Raw genomic sequence first — 20,843 nt, 5'->3', positions numbered from 1 at the left:
AGCAAAGCGCTCTGTAGGTGCCTTCAACCGCGGTCCCATCCGTTCGCACGCATCGCTGCCAAACGAGCATGGTGCGTTAAATCCAATTGCATTGGCGTAATGGAAATGCATCCTTCGGCAATCGCATGAAAGTCAGTGCCTTCGGAGCCCTCTTTGACATCACCTGCCGCACCAATCCAGTAAATCTTGTCGCCACGGGGGCTATCCTGCACCACTACTGGCTGTGAATGATGGCGATTACCTAAGCGAGTTACGCGCCAGCGATAAAGATCAGCATAAGGACGATTGGGAATATTGACGTTAAGCAGTGTTGCTACGCCATCAGCATGATTCTTGCTTAAGGCAGACACCAGCATTTGCGCTACTACATCGTGCGCCGCTTTAGCGGCATCTTCAATGCGATTCCAGCCACGATCAATTTGCGAGAAAGCAATACCCGGCACTCCAAACATCACACCCTCAACAGCAGCAGCTACCGTGCCAGAGTACAGAGTATCTTCACCCATGTTCTCGCCTTGATTGATTCCAGAGATCACCAAATCTGGTTTCTCATCCAGAAATCCAGTCATCGCAACGTGTACACAATCTGTCGGCGTGCCATTGATAAAGAAAAATCCATCGCGCTCACCACCCGCAACTCGGTGAATGGAAAGCGGTCTTGAAAGCGTTAAAGAATTCGAGGCACCGCTATGGTTCTGCTCAGGAGCAATCACCGTAATGCGCCCCAAAGGACGCACTGCATTTACTAGAGCCAATAAGCCAGGAGCTAAATAGCCATCATCATTGGAAACCAAGATGTGCGGTTGACGATTGCTCATGACGATTTAGTTCTTTCTGTTAGCTATTGAATTAAACGCAATTAAATATTGCTTGCTGGGGTTAGCGCGCGAGCTCTAAACCAACCATAAATGACTGGCAAAACCAAGAGTGTCAAGATCGTTGTGGTTACCATGCCACCTACAATGACCAATGCCAGGGGACGTTGCGCCTCAGAGCCAATCGAATGAGATAAGGCTGCAGGCAAGAGGCCTAGTCCTGAAAGTGCTGCAGTCATCAAAACTGGACGAACGCGCAATGATGCACCCTCCACCATGATGTCTTTCATCTGACCATGTTCGGTGGCAGCCGTCTTATTGATAAAGGAAATGAGTATCACGCCATCCTGGATTGCAATACCAAATAGTGAGAGGAACCCAAAGAATGCCGAGATACTGAGAGTCTCACCTGCGAGATGCAAAGCAATGACGCCACCGATGGCAGCAAATGGCACGTTGATCATGACGATGAAAGCATCGCGGAAATTACCAAATGCACTCACCAGCAGCAAGAAGATGCCCAACAACGCCAACGGAACAATCAACATCAGCTTTTTCTGTGCTTGCTTCATTTGATTGAACTGGCCATCCCAGCTAATCGAATAGTTAGGCGGCAAGGTAATGTTCTTTTCCACCAAGAACTGGGCATCTTCTACTGCACTACCCAAGTCACGGTTACGAACACTAAACTTAATGGCGATATAACGCTTACCTGCTTCGCGATAGATAAAGAATGGGCCGTCCGTTAAACGAACACTAGCCACCATCGATAAAGGAACCTTGGTGCCGTCAGGTGCTTCCACCAATAAGTGACCAATATCAGCAACGTCGTTACGGCTACCTTCATTGAGACGTACGGCAATACCAAAAGTTTTTTCATCTTCAAGCAAGTTAGTTACAGCAGCGCCACCAATCGCGTTTGCTACCACTGTCTGGATATCATTCACATTAATGCCATAACGTGCTGCACGATCACGATCAATCTGAATATTAAGAGTAGGCTGACCTAACTCTTTCAAAATGCCCTCATCCGCTACACCACGAACCTTTTTGAGCTGATCAATGACCTCATGTGCTTTTTGATCTAGCACCTCAAGATCAGTACCGTAAATCTTGACGGAGTTCTCTCCTTTAACGCCGGATAAAGCTTCGTTAACGTTATCTTGAATGTATTGAGAGAAGCTATAAGTAATGCCGGGAATCTTATTGAGCTCAGTCTCCAAATGCGCAATCAAATCCTTCTTAGAGGATCCGCTCGGCATTTTGTCGGGACTCTTTAAATAAAGACCATATTCCTGGTTAAACACACCAGTAGAGTCAGTGCCGTCGTCTGGGCGACCAATCTGCGCAGCAACCTTTTCAATCTCTGGCTGCTTCATAAAGGTTTCGCGTAATTGGTTGGCAACTTTGACTGAGTAATCAAGATCAACCGTATTAGGCAGGGTTACCCGCAACCAAATATTGTTTTCTTCCAATGTTGGCAAGAAGGCAGTACCTAAGCGAGTCATACTTAAAAGAGTAATACCCAACACAAAGACAGCTACTGAGAATACGGTTAATGGACGATCCATCCATCTTCTCAACAAAGGCTTGTAACTATCCAAAATCTTGGTAATAAAAGATGGTGGTTTGTGATGTAGATTCTCGCCAAACACTAATGAAATCATTGCCGGCAAGAATGTCAGACTCAGAATCATCGCTGCAATCAAGGCAAAGCCCATGGTGAAAGCCATTGGCTTAAAGATAATTCCCTCTACACCACCCATAAAGAACAATGGCGAATAGGCCACGATGATGATGCCAGTGGAATAAATCATGGCGCGCTGTACTTCACTAGTAGCCAGAATAATGCTTTGGTTCAGGCGCTTACCGCCCTCCTCTAGGTGACGCATCACGTTTTCAGTCAGAATCACTGCCGAGTCAACGATGACACCAAAGTCAATCGCACCCAATGAAATCAAATTGGCTGGCACGCTCCACAAATGCATTTGAATAAATGACACGCACAGCGCCAAGGGAATCACTGCAGCTACAACAGCCGCTGCACGAATATTTCCAAGAAAGAAAAAGAGAACTGCCAATACCAGCGAGATACCGAAGAACAAAGTATGTTTAACGGTGCCAATCGTGATATCGAGCAGCACTTGACGATCGTAGAAAGGTTTTACTTCAATTCCTGGCGGAAGAATATGTTTATTAATGTTTTCAACAGTATTGCGAACGCGTGCCAATACTTCAGTAGCATTCTCACCTCGACGTAAGTAAACAATGCCTTCAACTGAATCAGGATTGTCATTGAACTGGAACATACCCAAACGTGGCGCATTGCCAATCTCTACCCGTGCAACATCACCAATCCGAATGGGGACGCCATTATTAATAGCGACAACCACCTGCTTAATGTCATCGATATTCTTCAAAAGACCTACGCCACGCACTACAAACTGTTGCTCACCACTTGGCAGTAGACCGCCACCAGTATTGCTATTGGCATTTGTTAGAGCAGTGATTAACTGATTAACAGACACCCCTTTAGCTTGCAGGCTTTCAGGGCTAACAATGACTTGATATTGGCGAACCTTGCCGCCAAAAGACGAGACATCAGCCACACCCGGGGTTTGCTTAAGCTCTTTATAGATCTCATAGTTTTGTAAGGTCTTCAACGAAGTAGAGGATGCATAGTCAGAACGCACCTCATAACGCATGATCTCACCCGTCGCATCCGAGTCCGGGCTAATGCTGGATGTGACACCAGGCGGAAAAGCAACATTAGCTAGGTTAGCTAAAAAGGTTTGGCGCGCCTTAAATGGATCGGCAGTGTCATTAAATTTGAGAGTGACGACAGATAAACCGAAAAGTGATACTGAGCGGAACGCCTGCAATCCCGGAATACCTGCCAGAGCATTCTCAACCGGAATAGTGACCTGCTGCTCAACTTCAGTGGTACTTCTTCCGGGCCACTGTGAAATAGCTTGAATCGTTAATGGTGCAACGCCTGGATATGGCTGGATTGGCAACTTACTCAAACTGAGCATTCCTAAGCCAAGCAATACGATCGACGCAAAAATGACGAGCGCGCGCTTCTCAACTACCCCTCGAATAAAAGAGGTGAAAACGCTCACTTAGTCCTCCTGCTTTGCAAAACGATCGTTTAACAAAACTGCGCCTTCAGATAGCACTTGCCAACCCTGCTCTACACCCTCAGTAATAGCAAAGCTCTTGCTATTGAGGTCATATCCCTTAACAGGAACACGGCGGAAAGTTTCTGGGCCAACTCTAACAATGGCGTACCGATTTTCTCGAACTCGCACAATAGCGGATTGCGGAACCACTACAGCATCTGCTGTGCCCGTAGTTAATGAGCCTGATGCAAACATGTCTGGGCGTAAGAGATCATCAGTATTTTCAACATCCGCACGAATTAATAAAGCACGTGTTTGCGGATCAACCGTTGGTGAAATGTAATTCGCGTAGGCAACAAATTCTTTTTCTGGATAAGCCTCTAAGTGCAAAACCATTTTTTGACCCTGCTTGATCAAACGAAAATCTTGCTCAAACACATTACCCAAGAACCAGAGTTGCTTAGGATCAGCCAAAGTGGCAATGACATCACCAGAGTTCACAGCAGAACCTGGCTCGACGTTACGCCTGACTACAACCCCTTTTAAAGGGGAGCGCATGATTAAGTTGTTACTAGTCTTGCCAGTGGATTCGATACTTTTAATATCACCATCACCGGCACCAAGATTTCTCATACGGTTAGCGGCTGCCTGTTGGGTAATTCGCGCATCACCCAATAAGTCACTCATTGTTTTACTTGCTTCGAGAACCTTAGCGGTTTTTGATGAAAGCAAATACTCCTGCTGTGCTGATAAAAATTCAGGGCTGTATAACTCAACGATTGGTGAACCAATTTCGACTTGAGCACCATCGAATGCATAAATACGCTCCACTCGGCCTGGCGCACGCGCTGAAAGTACTTTAGATTTTTCAGCATTAAACGCTAATCGTCCTGGCACTTTGATATTGACCGGCACTTGCACTTTTTCAGCTGTTTGAAATACATAAATCTCCGGGTTGAGCTGAACGCCAGGCAACTTCAACTCAAGCACACCCGTTTTTTCTACTTTGAGCGCCTTATCGGAAGCCTCAATCTTGACAGTGCGATTGACGTTAGTCACACGCCCCACTACGATGCCCAATGAAAGAATGGCAAAAGCAAAAGCGGCGAGACGAACACGATAACGGTTCTGCGGGGATAGATTCCAATACAAGCCAGCCAAGCCAGCAGCGGCTACTTTTGCATGGTGAGTACCATGAGATGCGCCTTTATGCAGAATTGGCTTGGCCTTTTCTGACACATGTTTTAGAAACGAAAGAATTTTGTCTTTCAAAACTACTCCTTAAAAGGGCTCTTTACCCGCTGAAACCATTAATACCGCTTGTGCTTGCAGTAGATTGCTCTCAGCCTGAGCTAACGCAATCTCCAAGTTACGCAATTGTGTTTGCGCAGTCAACAAATCATTGAAGCCTTGACCATTATTTGAGTACTGCGTCAGACCCACCTTGTAAGCAGCATCAGCCTGGGGTACTTGGCGCTCCCTCAAAAACTGAGTTTGATTCTTGGCTTGCTCGTAAACAGCATAGGCTGTGTTTACAGCCAAAACGATTTGCTGACGATTCGAAATATTGCCCGCTTCTGCAGCTGCTTGATTGCGCTGTGCTTGCTCTACCCCATACTTTTCCTTAGTGAAGAAGTACAAAGGAATAATGAGATCTAATTCGAACTGATAAAACATCGCGCCATTATTTGCGGAGAATGGTCCACGCGGTGTATAGGATGAACCAATTACCTGAAAATCTGGCAAGTAGGCTTTCTTTGCCAAGTCCACGCCTTTGCGTGCCGCATCTAATTGCAACGCTGAGCTTTTCAAAGATGGATGACTATTCTCTGCATAGTCTTCTAGTTCAACTAAGGTTGGAACCTTACTCATTGCACGACGAACATCGCCACGCAATACTAATTTTTCGCGAGAATGCCGACCAACTAAAGTATTAATGCTATGCAAAGCAACATGTAGTTGACGCTCTACATTAAATTGATCTGCTTGAGCCGCACTTTGCGCTACTTGAGCATTCAAATATTCAACATATGCTGCAGCATTATTAGCATAACGCGCCTTAGCAACATTCTTAATCATCTCTAAACGGATGACAGATTCTTTCAGGACCGCCAGCTGCTTCTGAGAAGACAAAGCGCTGTAGTACAGAGTTGAGAGCTGAGCGCCCAATTGCAAATAAGTAGACTCTGAGCTTGCCAATAAGGCTTCAGCATTGGTATCAGCAATATCAGCAGCAAGACTTTTCTTGCCCGGAAATTGAAGGGGTTGTGCTACTGATATCGAGTTATTACTGCTGATACCGCTAGGATATTGTGGCGATGGCGCATTTGCTCCACCCAAAGCAAATGGAGAATTCGCTGGCATACCTGACCACACCAAGCCTACTTGTGGATTGGCTGGCGCGTTGATTTGCGGAACAGTTGCCTTGGCAGATAAATAGGATTCACGCAACGATGACAGTTGCGGATTGTTCATCTTGAGCTCACTCCACAGCTGACGCAAATCCATCTCTGTTGAGCCTGATGACGCTGGCTTGGCGTAAATCGTTGGCGTGTTTGCTTTTGTTACGGGAGCAAACAATTCAGCTGCTTTAGAGTTTGATGCTACTGGTGGATCTTGCGCACTTAGCTGTGCACCAATGGATGGGGGTGCGGCCAAAGAGGTATCACCAGACTGAACAGTGACGCTTGCTGGAGCAACATCCTGGGATGGCTGAGCAAAAATGGATAACGGTGAGGCGGAGGTATAAAGAACACAAGCAAGTACCGCAAGTGAAGTCTTGCTTTTAAGCGATTCAACTACCCCAGTTGTATGTTTGCCGAGAATCAACAAATGCGGCTGCCTCTAAATCAATCAAATACTGTTTTTTATAGCCCCAGATGCAGATTTAGATCCAATCTATGCCCATTTCAGGGGGTTTTAAAGATTATAGTGGACAAAAGTCAAAAGCCGAATAATTAGATCTCTCTAAGTTATTGATTATAAAGATAATAATTATGCCCCCTATGCCTGCCGTCAGCAAAGCCCTTAAAACTCGGCATGAACCCTAAAAGACAGAATGTTCACAGGCCCGCGAGCGGAGTTGTAGGCAGGATTATTAATGTGCTGAAAGTTCAATCCTGCTAGGACATTCTTGATCACGGTGGCGTTGTAATACACCTCCCCGATTCGCTCTGGACGATAAGAAATTGTTTGACCAGGGCCAGCATAGTCGCCAATAAAGTAAGACACCCCACCAGATTGCAAATAGTTTTTGCGATAACTGGATAAGCCGTTTTGCATCATCGAGATGCCAATCGTATCTTTAGGTCGACTCCAACTTGTGCCATTCAATCCCATGCCTACTGATATGGAATTATCTGCTTCAGTAAACGACATCGTTTCAGTATGACCATCAGAAGTGAAAGCGCGACCATAGATACCTAAGTCTTTTGTTAAAGCTTGTTCGCCATTAATACCAACACCGGTTTTGTATTGATAGTTGGTTCGTACATTATTGATTGCTTGCGTACCTTGAGCGTTATTAGCAACCACATAATTTGTCGCATCCTGAAAACGCGCCAGAATCATTCGATTGCGATAAGCAAGCACACTTACCTTACCTGGTAAATCTGCAATATTGTGTTGACGCTCCACTTCAATTTGATCGCCATAGGCATTAAATATTTGCCAATTTAAATCGCGGCCATTGGGGGACTTTGGAGCCAGCATACGAGAAGCTCTCATAACCCAATTACTGAGGTACCATTCACCCGCTAAGCCACTACTGTAGCCGCGTGCGTCAGCTGCGTAGTCATAGGCTAGATAGGTCATATTGCCCCAGTTCATGAACTGAATGCGAGGGTCTTTGGCGTATTTGCTATCGTCAAAAATATCTAAAGTGGAAAACTGTCCAGCGGTAAGCACAACACGATTACTGCTAACGGTTTGCGTAATTTGATTTGCTTCATTTTCGAGAACAACTTTATCGCCCTCTTGATTAATGGTTTGACGCAGAAATGCGCGAGCAGAATAAAACTTTGCATTTAACCCAGCTGCTTTTGTCGCTTCACCGTTAGAAAATCCGCCAAGACCAACTAAATCAGAAAATGGCACGCCTGACACCACCTCTGGATTGAAATAGATATCTGTGTTTGGGGCTAAGCGTGCACCAAAAAATAGAGTGCCTGACCAGGTGTAGCTCATTGACTTCGATGAAGAAAGGCTATTTTCTCCAGAGTAGCTGGATGTGAAATTGTTGTAACGTTGATTGATGTAAGTTGTTTGTCCGTGAATATTTACAGGCAAACCAAAAAGCGTTCCTTCGGTTGGCAAATCATCAATAGGCGATGCAAAGCTCGCAATTTGGTCCGAGCCTGATCCCGCCTTCTGCGCAAATGCAGTTGCCCCGAAAAATGTGCAAATTATGCTCAGCAGGAGGAGTAGATAAATCTTTCGGGTCATTCACAATTTCTAGTTGGGATGCCAGTGCTATGCATTAGCAACATGCCGATAGGAAAACAAGGCAAACACAGCCTGGGATTGAAGCCCAAGGGTGGCGCAGACCAAATTATCCCCAAAAAGAGGCAATTTACCTAGTCTTTATGACGGCAATGTGAAAAATGGGCCACGCATTACTACTAATAATGCAAGATTTAATGCCTAGCGCTTTAAATCACGATAGAAATTTTCATGAACTCCATAACCCATTAATACTAGCTGAGCACTATCGAGGCTAACTGAATATGCCAACAGCATCTGTTGCTTCAGATGTCTAAATTTAATTACCTGAATACCCGATAAATCACCTTTTTTTGCCTCACCTTTATATGGCTCAGCCATGATGCTCTTCACTGCTCCATCAAGGGTCTTTTTTTCGGCAGGTGATATTTTCTTAATTGCCCTATCAAATCTAGGGGTTGTGGATACGATCATCCGAATTTATACGGATTGAGATTGCCGGCTTTTACTTCCTCAATGCTGACCAACATATCCTGGAGCATATGGATCGGGAGATCGGGATTCTCCTCCGCAACCTTACCTAAACGAGCCCAATATTCTATTTGCTTCGGAATAGATCTATGCATCGCCTGCGCATAAGGCTTAGCATCTTCCACCAAAAGATCGGATAACTTAATGGCTATAGACATAATTGATCCCCCCATCGAATGAGTGTCAATTTAACACAAAAAGTTGCAAATTGCAACCTTTTAAGACTTTGGCCAATAGGCGGCAAAGACTATCGGCGGTCCATTAAGGCACGAGCTAGTGTGCCAGCGTCAACATACTCGAGTTCACCGCCCACCGGAATGCCGCGCGCAATGCGAGTCACTTTAATGCCTTTAGATTTGAGAACCTCACCAATGTAATGGGCAGTTGCTTCGCCCTCACTGGTGAAGTTGGTGGCCAAGACTACTTCCCGAATAGGAACCCCAGTATCAGGAGTCTCAATGCGATTGAGCAGGCGATCAAAACCAATTTCATTTGGGCCCATGCCATCAAGTGGCGAGAGACGGCCCATCAATACAAAGTAGTTACCTTTGAAACTGAGAGTCTGCTCCACCATGACTTGGTCAGCTGGTGTTTCCACAATACACAGTAGTGATGGGTCACGACGCTCATCAGAGCATGTGCTGCAAATCTGTGTTTCTGAAAATGTATTACAACGCGCGCAGTGCCCTACCGTTTCCACTGCCTCACCCAATGACTGAGCAAGTACAGCAGCGCCATTGCGATCATGCTGCAATAGATAGAAGGCCATGCGCTGGGCAGACTTAGGGCCTACACCAGGAAGCACGCGCAAAGCCTCGATCAATCGACCGAGTGCATCTTGAGGTGCTTCTATGCGTGCCATTCAGAATTCAACTAAATAATTAAGTTAGAACGGCAACTTGAAGCCAGGAGGCATTGGCATACCAGCAGTAGCACCTGACATCATCTGTGCGCTAGCGGCTTCTACTTGCTTAAATGCTTCTGTATAGGCGGTCACGATTAGGTCTTCTAACATCTCGCGATCATCCATTGCGCCTGGATCAATCTGCACACGCTTGAGTTCGTATTTGCCAGAGATAGTTACCTTAACTAAGCCACCAGCTGCTTGACCAGTCACTTCTAACGCAGCCAACTCGGCTTGCGCAGTTTTCATCTTCTCTTGCATCTGCTGAGCCTGTTTCATGAGGCCAGCAAGTCCACCTTTCATCATCGCTTTATTTCCTTAGTGCTTTTGAATATTGATATTTAAATTAAAGAGCTTGTACTGAGTGATCAAATTAAAGTGGCTTTACTGAGCCACCAACTACTTTGGCGCCGAACTCTTTTTCTAATTGCTGAATGAATGGATCAGCTGCAATCATTTGCTCAGCGTTCATTCTTTTCTCTTGATGAATCTGGGCATCAACCTTAGCAACGGTCTTGCCCTCTACTTCACCTTTTTCAATTACGATCTTCACCGGCTTACCAAAGTGCGCAGTCAGCGCATCACATAAACGACCAACAGAAGCTTCGGAAGCCAGCTGCGGCATTGGCGTCACAATCGTTGCACGCACACCTGCAGCGGAGTCATTCCAATCTTGCAACTCTGTCTGGAACGCCAACTGCTGCACCAAGCCTTTAACTGGCAGCTGACGCATCAATGCATGCCAATCGGGACGTTCTGCTGAGTTACCTGCAGCAGCAACCGGGGCTGAAGCAGCAGCCGAAGATGCTGGAGCTGGAGCGGTAGAGGCAGACTTTGCTGTAGGCGCAGGAGCAGCTGTTCTGGATGCTGGTGCAGCGGGTGCTGGACGAGCCGTATTTACCTGTGGAGCTGAAGGTGCTGGAGATGAACTACCGCCTCCACCACTGCCCGGACGAAACGCCAACATGCGCAAGAGCGTCATAGCAAAGCCGGTTTGCTCATCTGGAGCAAGTGATAAATCTGGACGACTAGTAATTGTAATTTGATAGAAGAGTTGCGCTTCTTCTTTTGTTAATTGAGTAGCCAAACGACGAATCTCACCTGCTTCTGGCCAATCATCCAATACAGATTCAGGAACAACTTGAGCTGCTGCAATCTTTTGCAACAAACTAGAGAGATCTTGCAATGCTAATGAGAAGGACATGCTGCGTTCGCCCATTTCATTTGCAACAGAGAGAAGGCTTGCGCCATCTTTAGCAATCAAACAATCCAGAATGCGAATGAGATAAGCATCATCTAATGTGCCGAGCATGCCGCGGACAGACTCTTCAGTCACTTTGCCGGCGGCATAAGCAATAGCTTGGTCGGTCAGAGACAGAGCATCACGCATAGAGCCTTGGGCTGCTTTAGCTAAGACACGCAAGGCATTGACTTCGTATTCCACTTTTTCGGAGGCGAGTACTTTCTCCAAATGCTCAACGATGAGCGGTACTGGCATTTGCTTGAGGTTGAACTGCAAGCAACGAGACAAAATAGTAACTGGGATCTTTTGCGGATCGGTTGTAGCCAAAATAAATTTGACGTGCTCTGGAGGCTCTTCCAAGGTTTTGAGCATGGCATTAAAGGCATGATTGGTGAGCATGTGCACCTCGTCAATCATGTAAACCTTATAACGACCATTACTTGGTGCGTAAGCAGCTTTTTCTAGGAGAGCAGCAATATCGTCAACACCACGATTACTTGCGGCATCCATCTCGATATAGTCAACAAAGCGACCTGCATCAATTTCCATGCAAGCTGGGCATTTTCCGCAAGGCTCTGAAGTCATCTTGCCGGAACCATCAGATCCTGTGCAATTGAGGGCTTTTGCCATAATTCGGGCAATGGTGGTCTTACCTACCCCACGGGTGCCAGTAAATAGCCATGCATGGTGCAGGCGACCCTGATCCAAAGCATGAGTTAAAGCCTTAACCACATGGTCTTGGCCGACTAATTCAGAGAAGGTTTTGGGGCGCCACGAACGGGCCAATGCCAATGCTGTCATGTCTTACATTCTAACAAGCTAAAATGGAATTGGATGGGCCTCCCCGCATGGTGGGTTGGATAACCTGGTCAGGTCGGGAACGAAGCAGCCAAACCCAATTTCTACCAGTGCCGGGGGTTTGGCTCATCCACCCTTCACTTCATTTATTCAGGTTCGTCACTCTCACAACTGTTGCTTACTGGGCAACGTTTGTAGCCTGATTTGCAACATCATTTCTGTGGCGCTTTTGTCTCTTATTTGCTGATATTCTAACTTGGTATTTAGGAGCGCCTGCCTTAGGTCAATTTGCAGCACTACCCACATAAAAATCAGTTCTTACTGATAAACAAAGCACTCCTCTCTTCATAAGCTGGAGAAACTCTTCCCAGCCCCATTTACCGGCTTTTTCTTCTATCGCATTACATCCCACGGTTGCAATAAGTTCACATATATGAGAACATTATCTTGAGCATTTGGACTATCTACTACTTTAATGAGCGCACTAAATCTGAGATTTTTTCTTGGCCTGTAGGAGTTTTGGCGGATTACAGGCGCCTGCTAGATTTGATGGAGCAATACGGTGCTGATCTAAGACTCCCCCACTCTAGGGCAATGGGTGATGGCTTATTTGAAATACGTTGTAGGGGTAGCGAAGGTATTGGGCGAGTTTTCTACGGGATGATGATTGGTAAACGCATCATTGTTTTGCATAGCTTTATTAAGAAAACGCAAGAGACCCCAGATAAGGAAATAAAGAAGGCGCGCAAGCGACTAAAAGAGGTGAAAGAAAGAGGTTAAAGAAAATGATTAAGAAAAAAGATCGATATGCACCTGTACCCCACTCTCGCCAAGACGATGAAAAGTTATTTGCTAACCCGCAGTTTAAAAAGGCTTGGGATGCTCTAGAAGAAGAATATGCAGCTCTTTCTGAATTATTTCAGGCCCGCAAAGAAGCAGGGCTTACTCAAGAACAGGTTGCGCAAATTATGGGAACAACAAAAAGCGCTATCTCACGCCTCGAATCATCCATTCGGAGCGATAGCCATTCACCATCGTTTTCAACCTTACGAAAGTACGCTCATGCCTGCGGAAAGAAGCTTCTGATCAAAATGGTCTAGAGTGGGGCCGGATTGATGAGAGCCTAGGGCCGGGGGCTTGGCTCATCCATCCTCCCCCAACTGAATACTTTGCTACAGCGTTAAAAAAAGAGACCTAGCAGCAGTCCTAGTTAATTGGAGTGTAGGTCTGAGGCTTATTGAGGTTGTAGTACTGCACCCCTTTAACTGCTGGATCTACCTTTTTGAAGTCAAATGCCTGAACATTGGTGGTCTCAAACATCTTGACGTAATACATCAAGTTTTTATTGTCTGCAACCACAGACCATTCTGTGATTTCAATACCACCTGCACCACCACCATAGGCATTCGTTGCTGGCAAGCTAATCGCACCAGGTGGAATATCAAAGCTACCCAAAATATGCCAAGCAGTATTCGTTTGCTGAACAGTGGAGTAATTGGTTGGTACAGATTTTGATAAAAAGAGTGCGCGAATAAAGCGGCTAGGACTCAAATAGTCTCCAGGCAGACCATGTAAACCACTACCAGAGCTTGGTGGTACAAAGCTAGTACCGTTAATCACGATTGGATTGCGCTCTACATTCGTCAGATTTGCATAGTTACCAATATTGTTTAACTGCTCTCTAAATGCTGGGTCATTTGTCATCACCCCAGTTGGGTTATCGGTCATCACCAACTCGCCTTTGAGATACTCAATTACTAGACTCTTGCCCGTTGCATCATGCAAAGTCATGCGTACGGGCGCTGATTGATTGCGAAATGCTGGAATGATGGAGCGATTTACCAAAACCTTTGGAAAGCCTGCTTTGACTTCATCAATGGTTGCAAAGTTAGTCAATGCATAAGTCAGCATCTGTACTGACGCAATACTCTTAGCGGAATCAGCTGGTGCTACCGCCTGAAAGACTGCAGTGTTAGGAGCATTGAGTAGGCCACCCACTAATCCTTTTTCATTCATACCGTCAACTAGAACAGGCAAGCCCAAGCCATTCATACCGGCGGCTGTATATTTGGCAGCCCAATTAAGACCTGTTCCGGGTTTGCTATCAACACCCACACCTTGCATGGCAGTATTTTTTGGAATAAGGGTGAGTTGTGACTTTAAAGGCAAACCAAACTCCATGGTTCGTCCATAAACATATCCATTGTCATTGCCCTTTAGCAAGAAGCTAGTACAGGCATTACTGATGAGTGGTGTAAATGCCAATGTGGCAGACACTGATACAGCAAGCATTTTCTTGACCAATGGATGTTTCATATAGCTCCCTTTGAGTTGACTAATCGCTTGGGAAATTCTAACTGAATGGCTATGCAAACCATCCAAAAATTAAAAAATCTTCAGAATCCTGAAAATCCCCCAAATCATCCAAATAATGAGCAAAACCAGGACAGTTCGTGCGTCCAAAGAAATTCTAAATAGTTGTAATTGCTTATGAGAACACTCAATTGACACTCGCAAAGCAAGCCCTCCTCTATATAGAAGAGTTCAGCGTAGCGCCTTCAGATCCGATCGAGTAGGGATTTGGGATGATTTAGATGTAAGCCGTTCGGAAGACAGGGCACAATACATCTACACAACATTACTAAAGACCTTATGCCACAAGCCATTATTTTTGACGTAGAAGCAACTGATAAGAACGATGCTGTCATTATTGAAGCCGCTTCATTAGACGTCACTTCCTTAAATCCATTTGAAGTAGGTAATCCTTGGGTGCAGCGCTACAACCCTGGTAAGTCAATTAGCTTGGGTGCTCTTGCTACACACCACATCATGGATGAAGAGTTGGTCAATTGCCCTGCAAGCAGCTCTTTCCGATTGCCTGCTGGCACCAAATATTTAATTGGTCACAATATTGATTTTGATTGGATTGCCATTGGCAAACCAGAAGTGAAGCGTATCTGCACCTTGGCGCTTGCTCGTAGCCTTTGGCCTGAGCTCGATAGCCATACTCAAAGCGCCCTGCTCTATCACTTCGAACGCGATACCGCTAGAGATCAATTACGCAACGCGCACAGCGCATTAGCGGATGTATGGATTTGCTCCAAGATTGTGGGGCAAATCATTGATAAGCTTCATCCCATCTCTTTAGATGCCTTCTGGGAAATGTCTGAGAAAGCACGCATTCCGAAGGTGATGCCCTATGGCAAACATAAAGGTGAACTGATTAGCCAAATGCCTACTGACTACAAGCAATGGATGTTGCGTCAAGACAATGTCTCGGAATATCTACGCAAAGCATTAGAAGCTAAATAGCCGGCAATCCTTGCTGCTTTTTCTGTTTTGCAATCTGCTGTAGTTTTTGACACACCTCATTGATGCTTCCGTCTTCATTGAGAACATCAAATGATCTACACGAGCTCGAGCGCTGCTCGTAGATAGAGCAGCGATAACCATCTTCCTGGGTATGGCGAAGTGCGATGCATGGTGCATTGCCCTTCTCCGTGCCTTTCATGCAAGCCAAATGTGTAGAGACTCTAGTAGTCAGGTTCCCTGGAACGGTACCCGTACCATTGCCAGCAATTTCTCCATGGTAAAAACTGACCCGGAAATACTGGCAACACATGCCACAGTCAAAACAGGGATTTGTTAAATCCATCTAAATGAGAGAAAAAAATTATTCGGCCATTAATGCGGCTTATGAGCTGCTGTTACTATTTTTTCGGTATAGGCAATCGCTACAGCCGATAGAACAAAAGTAATGTGGATTAAGGTTTGCCACATCAAGGTTTTTTCATCATAGGATGCCGCATTGATGAATGTCTTGAGCAAATGGATCGATGAGATGCCAATAATGGCTGTTGCCAGCTTTACCTTGAGCACTCCTGCGTTTACATGCGAGAGCCATTCAGGCTGATCGGGATGGTTTTCCAATTCCAAACGAGAAACAAAAGTCTCCCAGCCGCCCACAATCACCATCACCAATAAATTGGAGATCATGACGACGTCGATCAAACCTAGAACTACTAACATTAAGGCAGTTTCAGTCATCGACTTATCTGCCATCATCGTGATGAGGTGGACTAGCTCTATCCAGAACTGCCAAACATATACACCCTGGGCAACAATCAATCCCAAATAGAGTGGTGCTTGCAACCAGCGGGACATAAATATCCAACGCGGCAAGGGGCGTAATTTTTTATCTAAGAAGGTTTCTTTATCTGGATTCATATCCGAATCTTAACCACTTTTTAGGGGTATTAAAGACTTAACAACCCTAGGGGAATTATCTACTCGCCCCTAATATGCAATAGGGAATAAGGAATCCGTGATTTCCTTATTCCCCCTCTGCCTACCGCTTATTCTCTACTTGCTGCTACCGCAATGTTCTTTACTGATACTTACGATTAAAGATCTGCTTTGTTTCAACATCATGACGCTTTGTGTTTTTCAACACTGCGCAGTAGGACAGGACCATGATCACTGCCAATGAGATGCCGTTAAAGTTGTTCATTAAGTTGTTGATTGTGTTCATTTGTTTCTCCTTAATATGTTGTTGCGTGTTACTTATTAGTGAATACTTGCTGCTGAATTTCTTTACCTAGCCACTGGCAACTCATCCCAGCGGGTCGTATAGTTCGGCGATCTATTACCCGATCTCATTTGCCACTCTTGTTTAGCGCTATTGGTTCCTGAAGCTGCGGATCTAATGGCCGCATTACCAAAGCGCGTATTGATTTCATCCACTGCTTTCATGAGATGAGCAGATTTGCCTTTGGTTTCGATATCGTCAAACAAGGATTGCTGGGCTGTGGGCTTATCGCTAATCAAATTGAGAATGACGCCTGCTTTCTTATAACGAAAGCTCGCTTGGTAGATTTGCTTCAGACCTGCTAGCGCAGCATTCGTTAGTGTCAGCGTGTTATCTGTTGGGTCTACCAGTGGAATCGTGACACTTTGATGGTGCTGCGGTTCGTTTTGCTTAAACGGATTAGTCTGGATAAATACTGTGAGCGCGCCCGTAGTGCTGTTTTGCGCTCTGAGCTTTTCAGCTGCACGGGCCACATGAGTGGCAACCGACTGCGCAAGCTCAGCTTCGCTAGTGACAGGCTTACCAAAGCTACGTGAGGCAATGATTTGTTGTTTGGCTGGCGCCACTTCCTCTAACTGCAGGCAAGATGTGCCACGTAGTTCGTAGCAAAGACGCTCCATGACTACGCCAAACTGCTGACACATGGCTTGTGGTGAAGCTTGCAAGAGATCAAATACGCTTTGAATATTTTGGGCTTTGAGTTTCTTGGCGATTTGTTTACCTACGCCCCAAACCTCACCCACTTCAGTTTCACTCATCCACTGATAGAGCTCTTCTTTGGCCATAGCATTGACATCGCATACACCAGAAAACTGCTTGTGCTTTTTAGCCAAGTGATTGGCTAGCTTTGCTAAGGTCTTGCTGGCGCCAATACCTACGCAAACTGGTAAGCCGGTAGTATCTTTGACTTGTTCTTTAATCTTCTGACCCAACTCAATGGTGTCTTGATATTGCTTGAGGACAGTTTCGATTTGCAAGAAGCTCTCATCGATGCTGTAGACCTCTAAGTTAGGTGTAAATGTTCTGAGTACCTGAACTACTCGGCTACTCATATCCCCATACAGCGTGTAGTTGGATGATTGAGCCAGGATGCCATGCTTCTTGGCAAGAGCTTTCATCTGAAACCAAGGTGTACCCATCTTCACGCCAAGTGCTTTAACTTCAGCGCTACGCGCTACAGCACAGCCATCGTTATTCGAGAGCACCACCATCGGCACGTCTTCTAGCTTAGGCTGGAATACGCGCTCGCAAGAAACGTAGAAGTTATTTACATCGACGAGGGCGAAGAGTGAATTTGATGAGCTTGATGTGGTTTGTGAATGGGGATTCATCTCACTTGCCCTCTTTGTTATATCTAGTACTGGCATTGCTGTACTTTCGAACCACTCCAACAACTACACCCCAGATTTGCAACTCACTACCCTCATTAAAGGTGATGGGTTGGTAATGGGGGTTTTCTGGTTGGAGCTCAATACGACCACGCAATTGATAGAGGCGCTTCATGGTGTATTCACCATCGACGACAGCCACAACAATGTCTTTGTGTTTTGGTTTGAGTGCTTTATCAACGACCACCTTATCGCCGTCGCAAATGCCTGCGCCCAACATCGAATCCCCCTTCACGGTGAACATGAAGGTGGCTGGCTTGTTCTGAACCAGGTAATGGTTCAAATCCAAACCATCCTCAGCGTAATCTGCTGCTGGACTAGGGAATCCAGCTGAAATCCGGTGACTCAGGAGCTTAAGCTCATAAGCAGCAAAATGCCCCGCCAAGGCTTGTGGTGCCTGGCTTAGAGTTACTTTTGTGGGGTTCATTACTTGCGTCATAGTCATTAATATACTGTATGTTTATACAGTATATGTAAAAACCGCAAAAATGGCCTTATTTTTGTTGTTTTGGGGCTATGGGAGCCTCCCACCCCCTCTTTTTCCGGTCTTTTCAGACTCCTTCTCTAGCCATAAACCCCAAGTGCCTCAAGCTTGCATTGGACTCCAAGAATTGCATAATGGATCTAGAAGTTACGCCTTAAGTAACTCATACAAAAACAATAGTAGGAGACATATGAAGACGTACAAGATTGCGTCCGTGCCGGGCGATGGCATTGGTAAAGAAGTTATTCCCGAATGCGAAAAGGTATTAAACGCCTTAAGCAAAAAACACCCTGAAGTCGCTTTTGAGTTTGAGCACTTTGCTTGGGGTGGCGATTACTACCGCAAGCACGGCATCATGATGCCCGACGATGGTCTCGAACCTTTGCGTTCCAAAGACGCTATCTTGTTCGGCTCCGCTGGTGATCCTAAGATTCCGGATCACATTACTTTGTGGGGTCTGCGTTTAAAAATTTGTCAGGGCTTTGATCAATACGCCAACGTACGCCCTACTCGCATTCTTCCTGGTATTGAAACACCACTGCGCAATTGCAAACCCGGTCAACTCGATTGGGTGATCGTGCGCGAGAACTCCGAAGGCGAATACTCTGGCGTGGGCGGCAGAGCCCACCAAGGCCATCCCATTGAAGTCGCTTCCGATATGAGCATCATGACCCGTGTTGGCGTTGAGCGCGTACAGCGCTTTGCCTTTAAGTTAGCGCAGTCACGTCCTCGCAAGCACCTCACCGTCATTACCAAGTCCAATGCCCAGCGTCATGGCATGGTGATGTGGGATGAGATTGCCAACATCGTTGCTAAAGACTTTCCGGATGTCACTTGGGATAAAGAGTTGGTTGATGCTGCTACTGCGCGCATGGTCAACCGCCCCGAATCTTTAGACACCATTGTTGCCACTAACTTGCATGCTGACGTCTTAAGCGATTTAGCAGCTGCACTCGCTGGCAGTTTAGGTATTGCCCCGACTGCCAACCTGGATCCAGAGCGTCGTTACCCATCGATGTTTGAACCGATTCATGGTTCTGCTTTTGACATCATGGGCAAAGGGCTTGCCAATCCGATTGGTACCTTCTGGTCAGCCGTCATGATGCTCGACTTCTTGGGTGAGAAAGCCCTCGGCGCAAAACTCATGGCAGCGATCGAAAAAGTAACCGCCAATCCAAAGCTACACACCCGTGATTTAGGCGGCACCGCCATGATGAGTGATGTTACTAATGCAGTTATCGAGGAGATCTCCAAATGAAGCTTTTTAAATTACTAAGTGGAATACTAGGTGCTTGCTTGCTTTCATTCGGGTTGCTATCTGGCGTAAGTGCCCAGCCTTTTCCGGATAAAACCATTCAGTACATCATCCCCTTCCCACCTGCTGGCGAGTCTGACCTGGTAGCGCGTTATCAAGCTGATATTTCTGCCAAGAAGTTCAAACAGCCGATGGTAGTGATGAATCGCGCTGGTGCGGGCGGCGCTTTAGTGTGGAGCGCACTCAATACCTATCCTGCTGATGGCGCAACTGTAGTGGGCGTCAATATTCCGCACACCATCTTGCAGCCACTGCAGGAAGGCATTCAGTACAAGACCGAAGACATTAATGCGATCTACTACTACCACTTCACTCCCGATGCCTTGATGGTTTCTGCAGATAGCCCTTACAAGACCTATCAAGAATTTATTGCGGCAGCTAAGAAAGATCCGGGCAAAATGTCTTTAGCGGGTTCAGCGCAGTTCTCTGCTAACCATATGGCAGTGGAGCGTCTGAATAAATTAGCGGGCGTCAAAATCAATTACGTTCCCTTTAAAGGTACCGGTGACTTGATTACCGCTTTGATTGGTATGCACGTTGATGGCGCCATGGGTTACTTGCCTTTAGCAATTCAACAAAAAGGAAAGGTACGCACGCTCGCCATTGCCACCGAGAAGCGCAACCCCGCCCTGCCAGACGTTCCCACCTTCAAGGAATTGGGTCTGAACTGGGTTGATGGTGCTTATCGCGGTGTCGCTGTACCAAAAGCAACCCCACTAGTGCTCCAGCAAAAAATGTCTGACTACTTTGCAAAACTCAATGCGGATCCTGAAACCAAGAAGAAGCTTGAGGATTCTGGATTTGTGATTGTGGATATTCCTTTGGCAAAAATGCCAGCATTCATGAAAGAGAAAACAGCTCAGGCCATGGATGATGCTAAGAATGCAGGAATGATTAAGTAAATTTCACTCTGAGCTTTTTCTGCGCTTCAAATAAAAAACCACCGTAGCGGTGGTTTTTTATTGGGTGCTTGCTTTCTGTTTTAGCAAAAAGCAAAAGCCAGTATTGCTGGGTCATCCAGAAAGGCATTCGACAGATAAACGCTGACTCGGAAAAGCCAAGGTTGTGTAGTTTCTACAAGCTCGAGAATGATGGGGAAGCGTTCCATGCCTCAATGATAGTGCTTAATACCCCTCCAAAGCCCTCATTTATTAGGATTCCCTTAATTTTTTTAGATATATTCGTACGCTAATATATCTAAAATCTCCTCAATAA

21 protein-coding genes and 1 other RNA gene are annotated in these 20,843 nt (G+C 45.9%); 6 read left to right on the top strand and 16 right to left on the bottom strand.

Features of this window, described 5'->3' with window-relative positions:
* Nucleotides 1–23: 23 nt before the first annotated feature.
* From surE to dnaX, 10 genes are all read right to left on the bottom strand, one after another.
* Nucleotides 24–818, bottom strand: a complete 795-nt coding sequence (surE, locus tag PKF022_RS03670) for a 5'/3'-nucleotidase SurE (RefSeq protein WP_216214433.1) — start codon at nucleotides 816–818, stop codon at nucleotides 24–26.
* Nucleotides 819–859: 41 nt separating this feature from the next.
* Entirely contained in the window at nucleotides 860–3,937 is a 3,078-nt protein-coding gene (locus PKF022_RS03665; RefSeq protein WP_281777261.1) for a CusA/CzcA family heavy metal efflux RND transporter, read from the bottom strand.
* Nucleotides 3,938–5,209, bottom strand: a complete 1,272-nt coding sequence (locus tag PKF022_RS03660; protein ID WP_281777260.1) for an efflux RND transporter periplasmic adaptor subunit — start codon at nucleotides 5,207–5,209, stop codon at nucleotides 3,938–3,940.
* A gap of 9 nt (nucleotides 5,210–5,218) precedes the next feature.
* Nucleotides 5,219–6,769 (bottom strand): TolC family protein, encoded by a 1,551-nt coding sequence (locus tag PKF022_RS03655; protein WP_281777259.1) that lies wholly within the window; start codon nucleotides 6,767–6,769, stop codon nucleotides 5,219–5,221.
* A gap of 195 nt (nucleotides 6,770–6,964) precedes the next feature.
* Complete coding sequence (locus PKF022_RS03650; protein ID WP_281777258.1) at nucleotides 6,965–8,380, bottom strand: carbohydrate porin; 1,416 nt, start codon at nucleotides 8,378–8,380, stop codon at nucleotides 6,965–6,967.
* Between the two features lie 198 nt (nucleotides 8,381–8,578).
* Nucleotides 8,579–8,851: a type II toxin-antitoxin system RelE/ParE family toxin gene (locus PKF022_RS03645; RefSeq protein ID WP_281777257.1), complete on the bottom strand. Its 273-nt coding sequence runs from the start codon at nucleotides 8,849–8,851 to the stop codon at nucleotides 8,579–8,581.
* Entirely contained in the window at nucleotides 8,848–9,081 is a 234-nt protein-coding gene (locus tag PKF022_RS03640; protein WP_281777256.1) for a hypothetical protein, read from the bottom strand. The genes PKF022_RS03645 and PKF022_RS03640 overlap by 4 nt, the downstream gene beginning before the upstream one ends.
* 74 nt (nucleotides 9,082–9,155) lie before the next feature.
* Complete coding sequence (gene recR, locus PKF022_RS03635) at nucleotides 9,156–9,770, bottom strand: recombination mediator RecR (protein ID WP_215349117.1); 615 nt, start codon at nucleotides 9,768–9,770, stop codon at nucleotides 9,156–9,158.
* Between the two features lie 24 nt (nucleotides 9,771–9,794).
* Complete coding sequence (locus PKF022_RS03630; protein ID WP_072582156.1) at nucleotides 9,795–10,118, bottom strand: YbaB/EbfC family nucleoid-associated protein; 324 nt, start codon at nucleotides 10,116–10,118, stop codon at nucleotides 9,795–9,797.
* A gap of 67 nt (nucleotides 10,119–10,185) precedes the next feature.
* Complete coding sequence (gene dnaX / locus PKF022_RS03625; protein WP_281777255.1) at nucleotides 10,186–11,856, bottom strand: DNA polymerase III subunit gamma/tau; 1,671 nt, start codon at nucleotides 11,854–11,856, stop codon at nucleotides 10,186–10,188.
* A gap of 32 nt (nucleotides 11,857–11,888) precedes the next feature.
* Between dnaX and ffs the strand changes: the two genes are divergently transcribed.
* From ffs to PKF022_RS03610, 3 genes are all read left to right on the top strand, one after another.
* Nucleotides 11,889–11,987: signal recognition particle sRNA small type (gene ffs / locus PKF022_RS03620), an RNA gene on the top strand.
* Between the two features lie 313 nt (nucleotides 11,988–12,300).
* Nucleotides 12,301–12,633: a type II toxin-antitoxin system RelE/ParE family toxin gene (locus tag PKF022_RS03615; protein ID WP_348773176.1), complete on the top strand. Its 333-nt coding sequence runs from the start codon at nucleotides 12,301–12,303 to the stop codon at nucleotides 12,631–12,633.
* 5 nt (nucleotides 12,634–12,638) lie between these two features.
* A complete protein-coding gene (locus PKF022_RS03610; protein WP_281777254.1) occupies nucleotides 12,639–12,953 on the top strand; it encodes a helix-turn-helix transcriptional regulator in 315 nt (104 codons plus the stop codon).
* 106 nt (nucleotides 12,954–13,059) lie between these two features.
* On the opposite strand, the gene PKF022_RS03605 is transcribed toward PKF022_RS03610, so the two are convergent.
* Complete coding sequence (locus PKF022_RS03605; RefSeq protein ID WP_281777253.1) at nucleotides 13,060–14,169, bottom strand: linear amide C-N hydrolase; 1,110 nt, start codon at nucleotides 14,167–14,169, stop codon at nucleotides 13,060–13,062.
* A 336-nt stretch (nucleotides 14,170–14,505) separates the two neighbouring features.
* Here PKF022_RS03605 and PKF022_RS03600 point away from each other — a divergent pair, with 336 nt between their 5' ends.
* Nucleotides 14,506–15,165 (top strand): DUF3820 family protein, encoded by a 660-nt coding sequence (locus tag PKF022_RS03600; RefSeq protein ID WP_281777252.1) that lies wholly within the window; start codon nucleotides 14,506–14,508, stop codon nucleotides 15,163–15,165.
* Here PKF022_RS03600 and PKF022_RS03595 read toward each other — a convergent pair.
* From PKF022_RS03595 to umuD, 5 genes are all read right to left on the bottom strand, one after another.
* The gene (locus PKF022_RS03595; RefSeq protein WP_281777251.1) at nucleotides 15,158–15,508 is read right to left on the bottom strand and encodes a YkgJ family cysteine cluster protein; all 351 of its coding nucleotides are present in this window, start codon (nucleotides 15,506–15,508) and stop codon (nucleotides 15,158–15,160) included. The genes PKF022_RS03600 and PKF022_RS03595 overlap by 8 nt on opposite strands.
* A gap of 29 nt (nucleotides 15,509–15,537) precedes the next feature.
* Entirely contained in the window at nucleotides 15,538–16,080 is a 543-nt protein-coding gene (locus PKF022_RS03590) for a TIGR00645 family protein (RefSeq protein WP_068321073.1), read from the bottom strand.
* 160 nt (nucleotides 16,081–16,240) lie between these two features.
* A complete protein-coding gene (locus PKF022_RS03585; protein ID WP_281777250.1) occupies nucleotides 16,241–16,384 on the bottom strand; it encodes a hypothetical protein in 144 nt (47 codons plus the stop codon).
* 62 nt (nucleotides 16,385–16,446) lie between these two features.
* Entirely contained in the window at nucleotides 16,447–17,772 is a 1,326-nt protein-coding gene (locus tag PKF022_RS03580; RefSeq protein ID WP_281777249.1) for a Y-family DNA polymerase, read from the bottom strand.
* A gap of 1 nt (nucleotide 17,773) precedes the next feature.
* The gene (umuD, locus tag PKF022_RS03575) at nucleotides 17,774–18,274 is read right to left on the bottom strand and encodes a translesion error-prone DNA polymerase V autoproteolytic subunit (RefSeq protein ID WP_281777248.1); all 501 of its coding nucleotides are present in this window, start codon (nucleotides 18,272–18,274) and stop codon (nucleotides 17,774–17,776) included.
* A gap of 229 nt (nucleotides 18,275–18,503) precedes the next feature.
* Between umuD and PKF022_RS03570 the strand changes: the two genes are divergently transcribed.
* Both PKF022_RS03570 and PKF022_RS03565 read left to right on the top strand, forming a co-directional pair.
* The gene (locus PKF022_RS03570) at nucleotides 18,504–19,571 is read left to right on the top strand and encodes a tartrate dehydrogenase (RefSeq protein ID WP_281777247.1); all 1,068 of its coding nucleotides are present in this window, start codon (nucleotides 18,504–18,506) and stop codon (nucleotides 19,569–19,571) included.
* Nucleotides 19,568–20,530, top strand: a complete 963-nt coding sequence (locus PKF022_RS03565; RefSeq protein ID WP_281777246.1) for a tripartite tricarboxylate transporter substrate binding protein — start codon at nucleotides 19,568–19,570, stop codon at nucleotides 20,528–20,530. Before PKF022_RS03570 ends, PKF022_RS03565 begins: the two co-directional genes overlap by 4 nt.
* Nucleotides 20,531–20,843 lie beyond the last annotated feature (313 nt).

The sequence above is a fragment of the Polynucleobacter sp. KF022 genome, assembly GCF_027924105.1.
Classification (GTDB): Bacteria; Pseudomonadota; Gammaproteobacteria; order Burkholderiales; family Burkholderiaceae; genus Polynucleobacter.
Note: the sequence above shows the minus strand (reverse complement) of the source record. Positions and strands in the feature narration are given on the sequence as shown.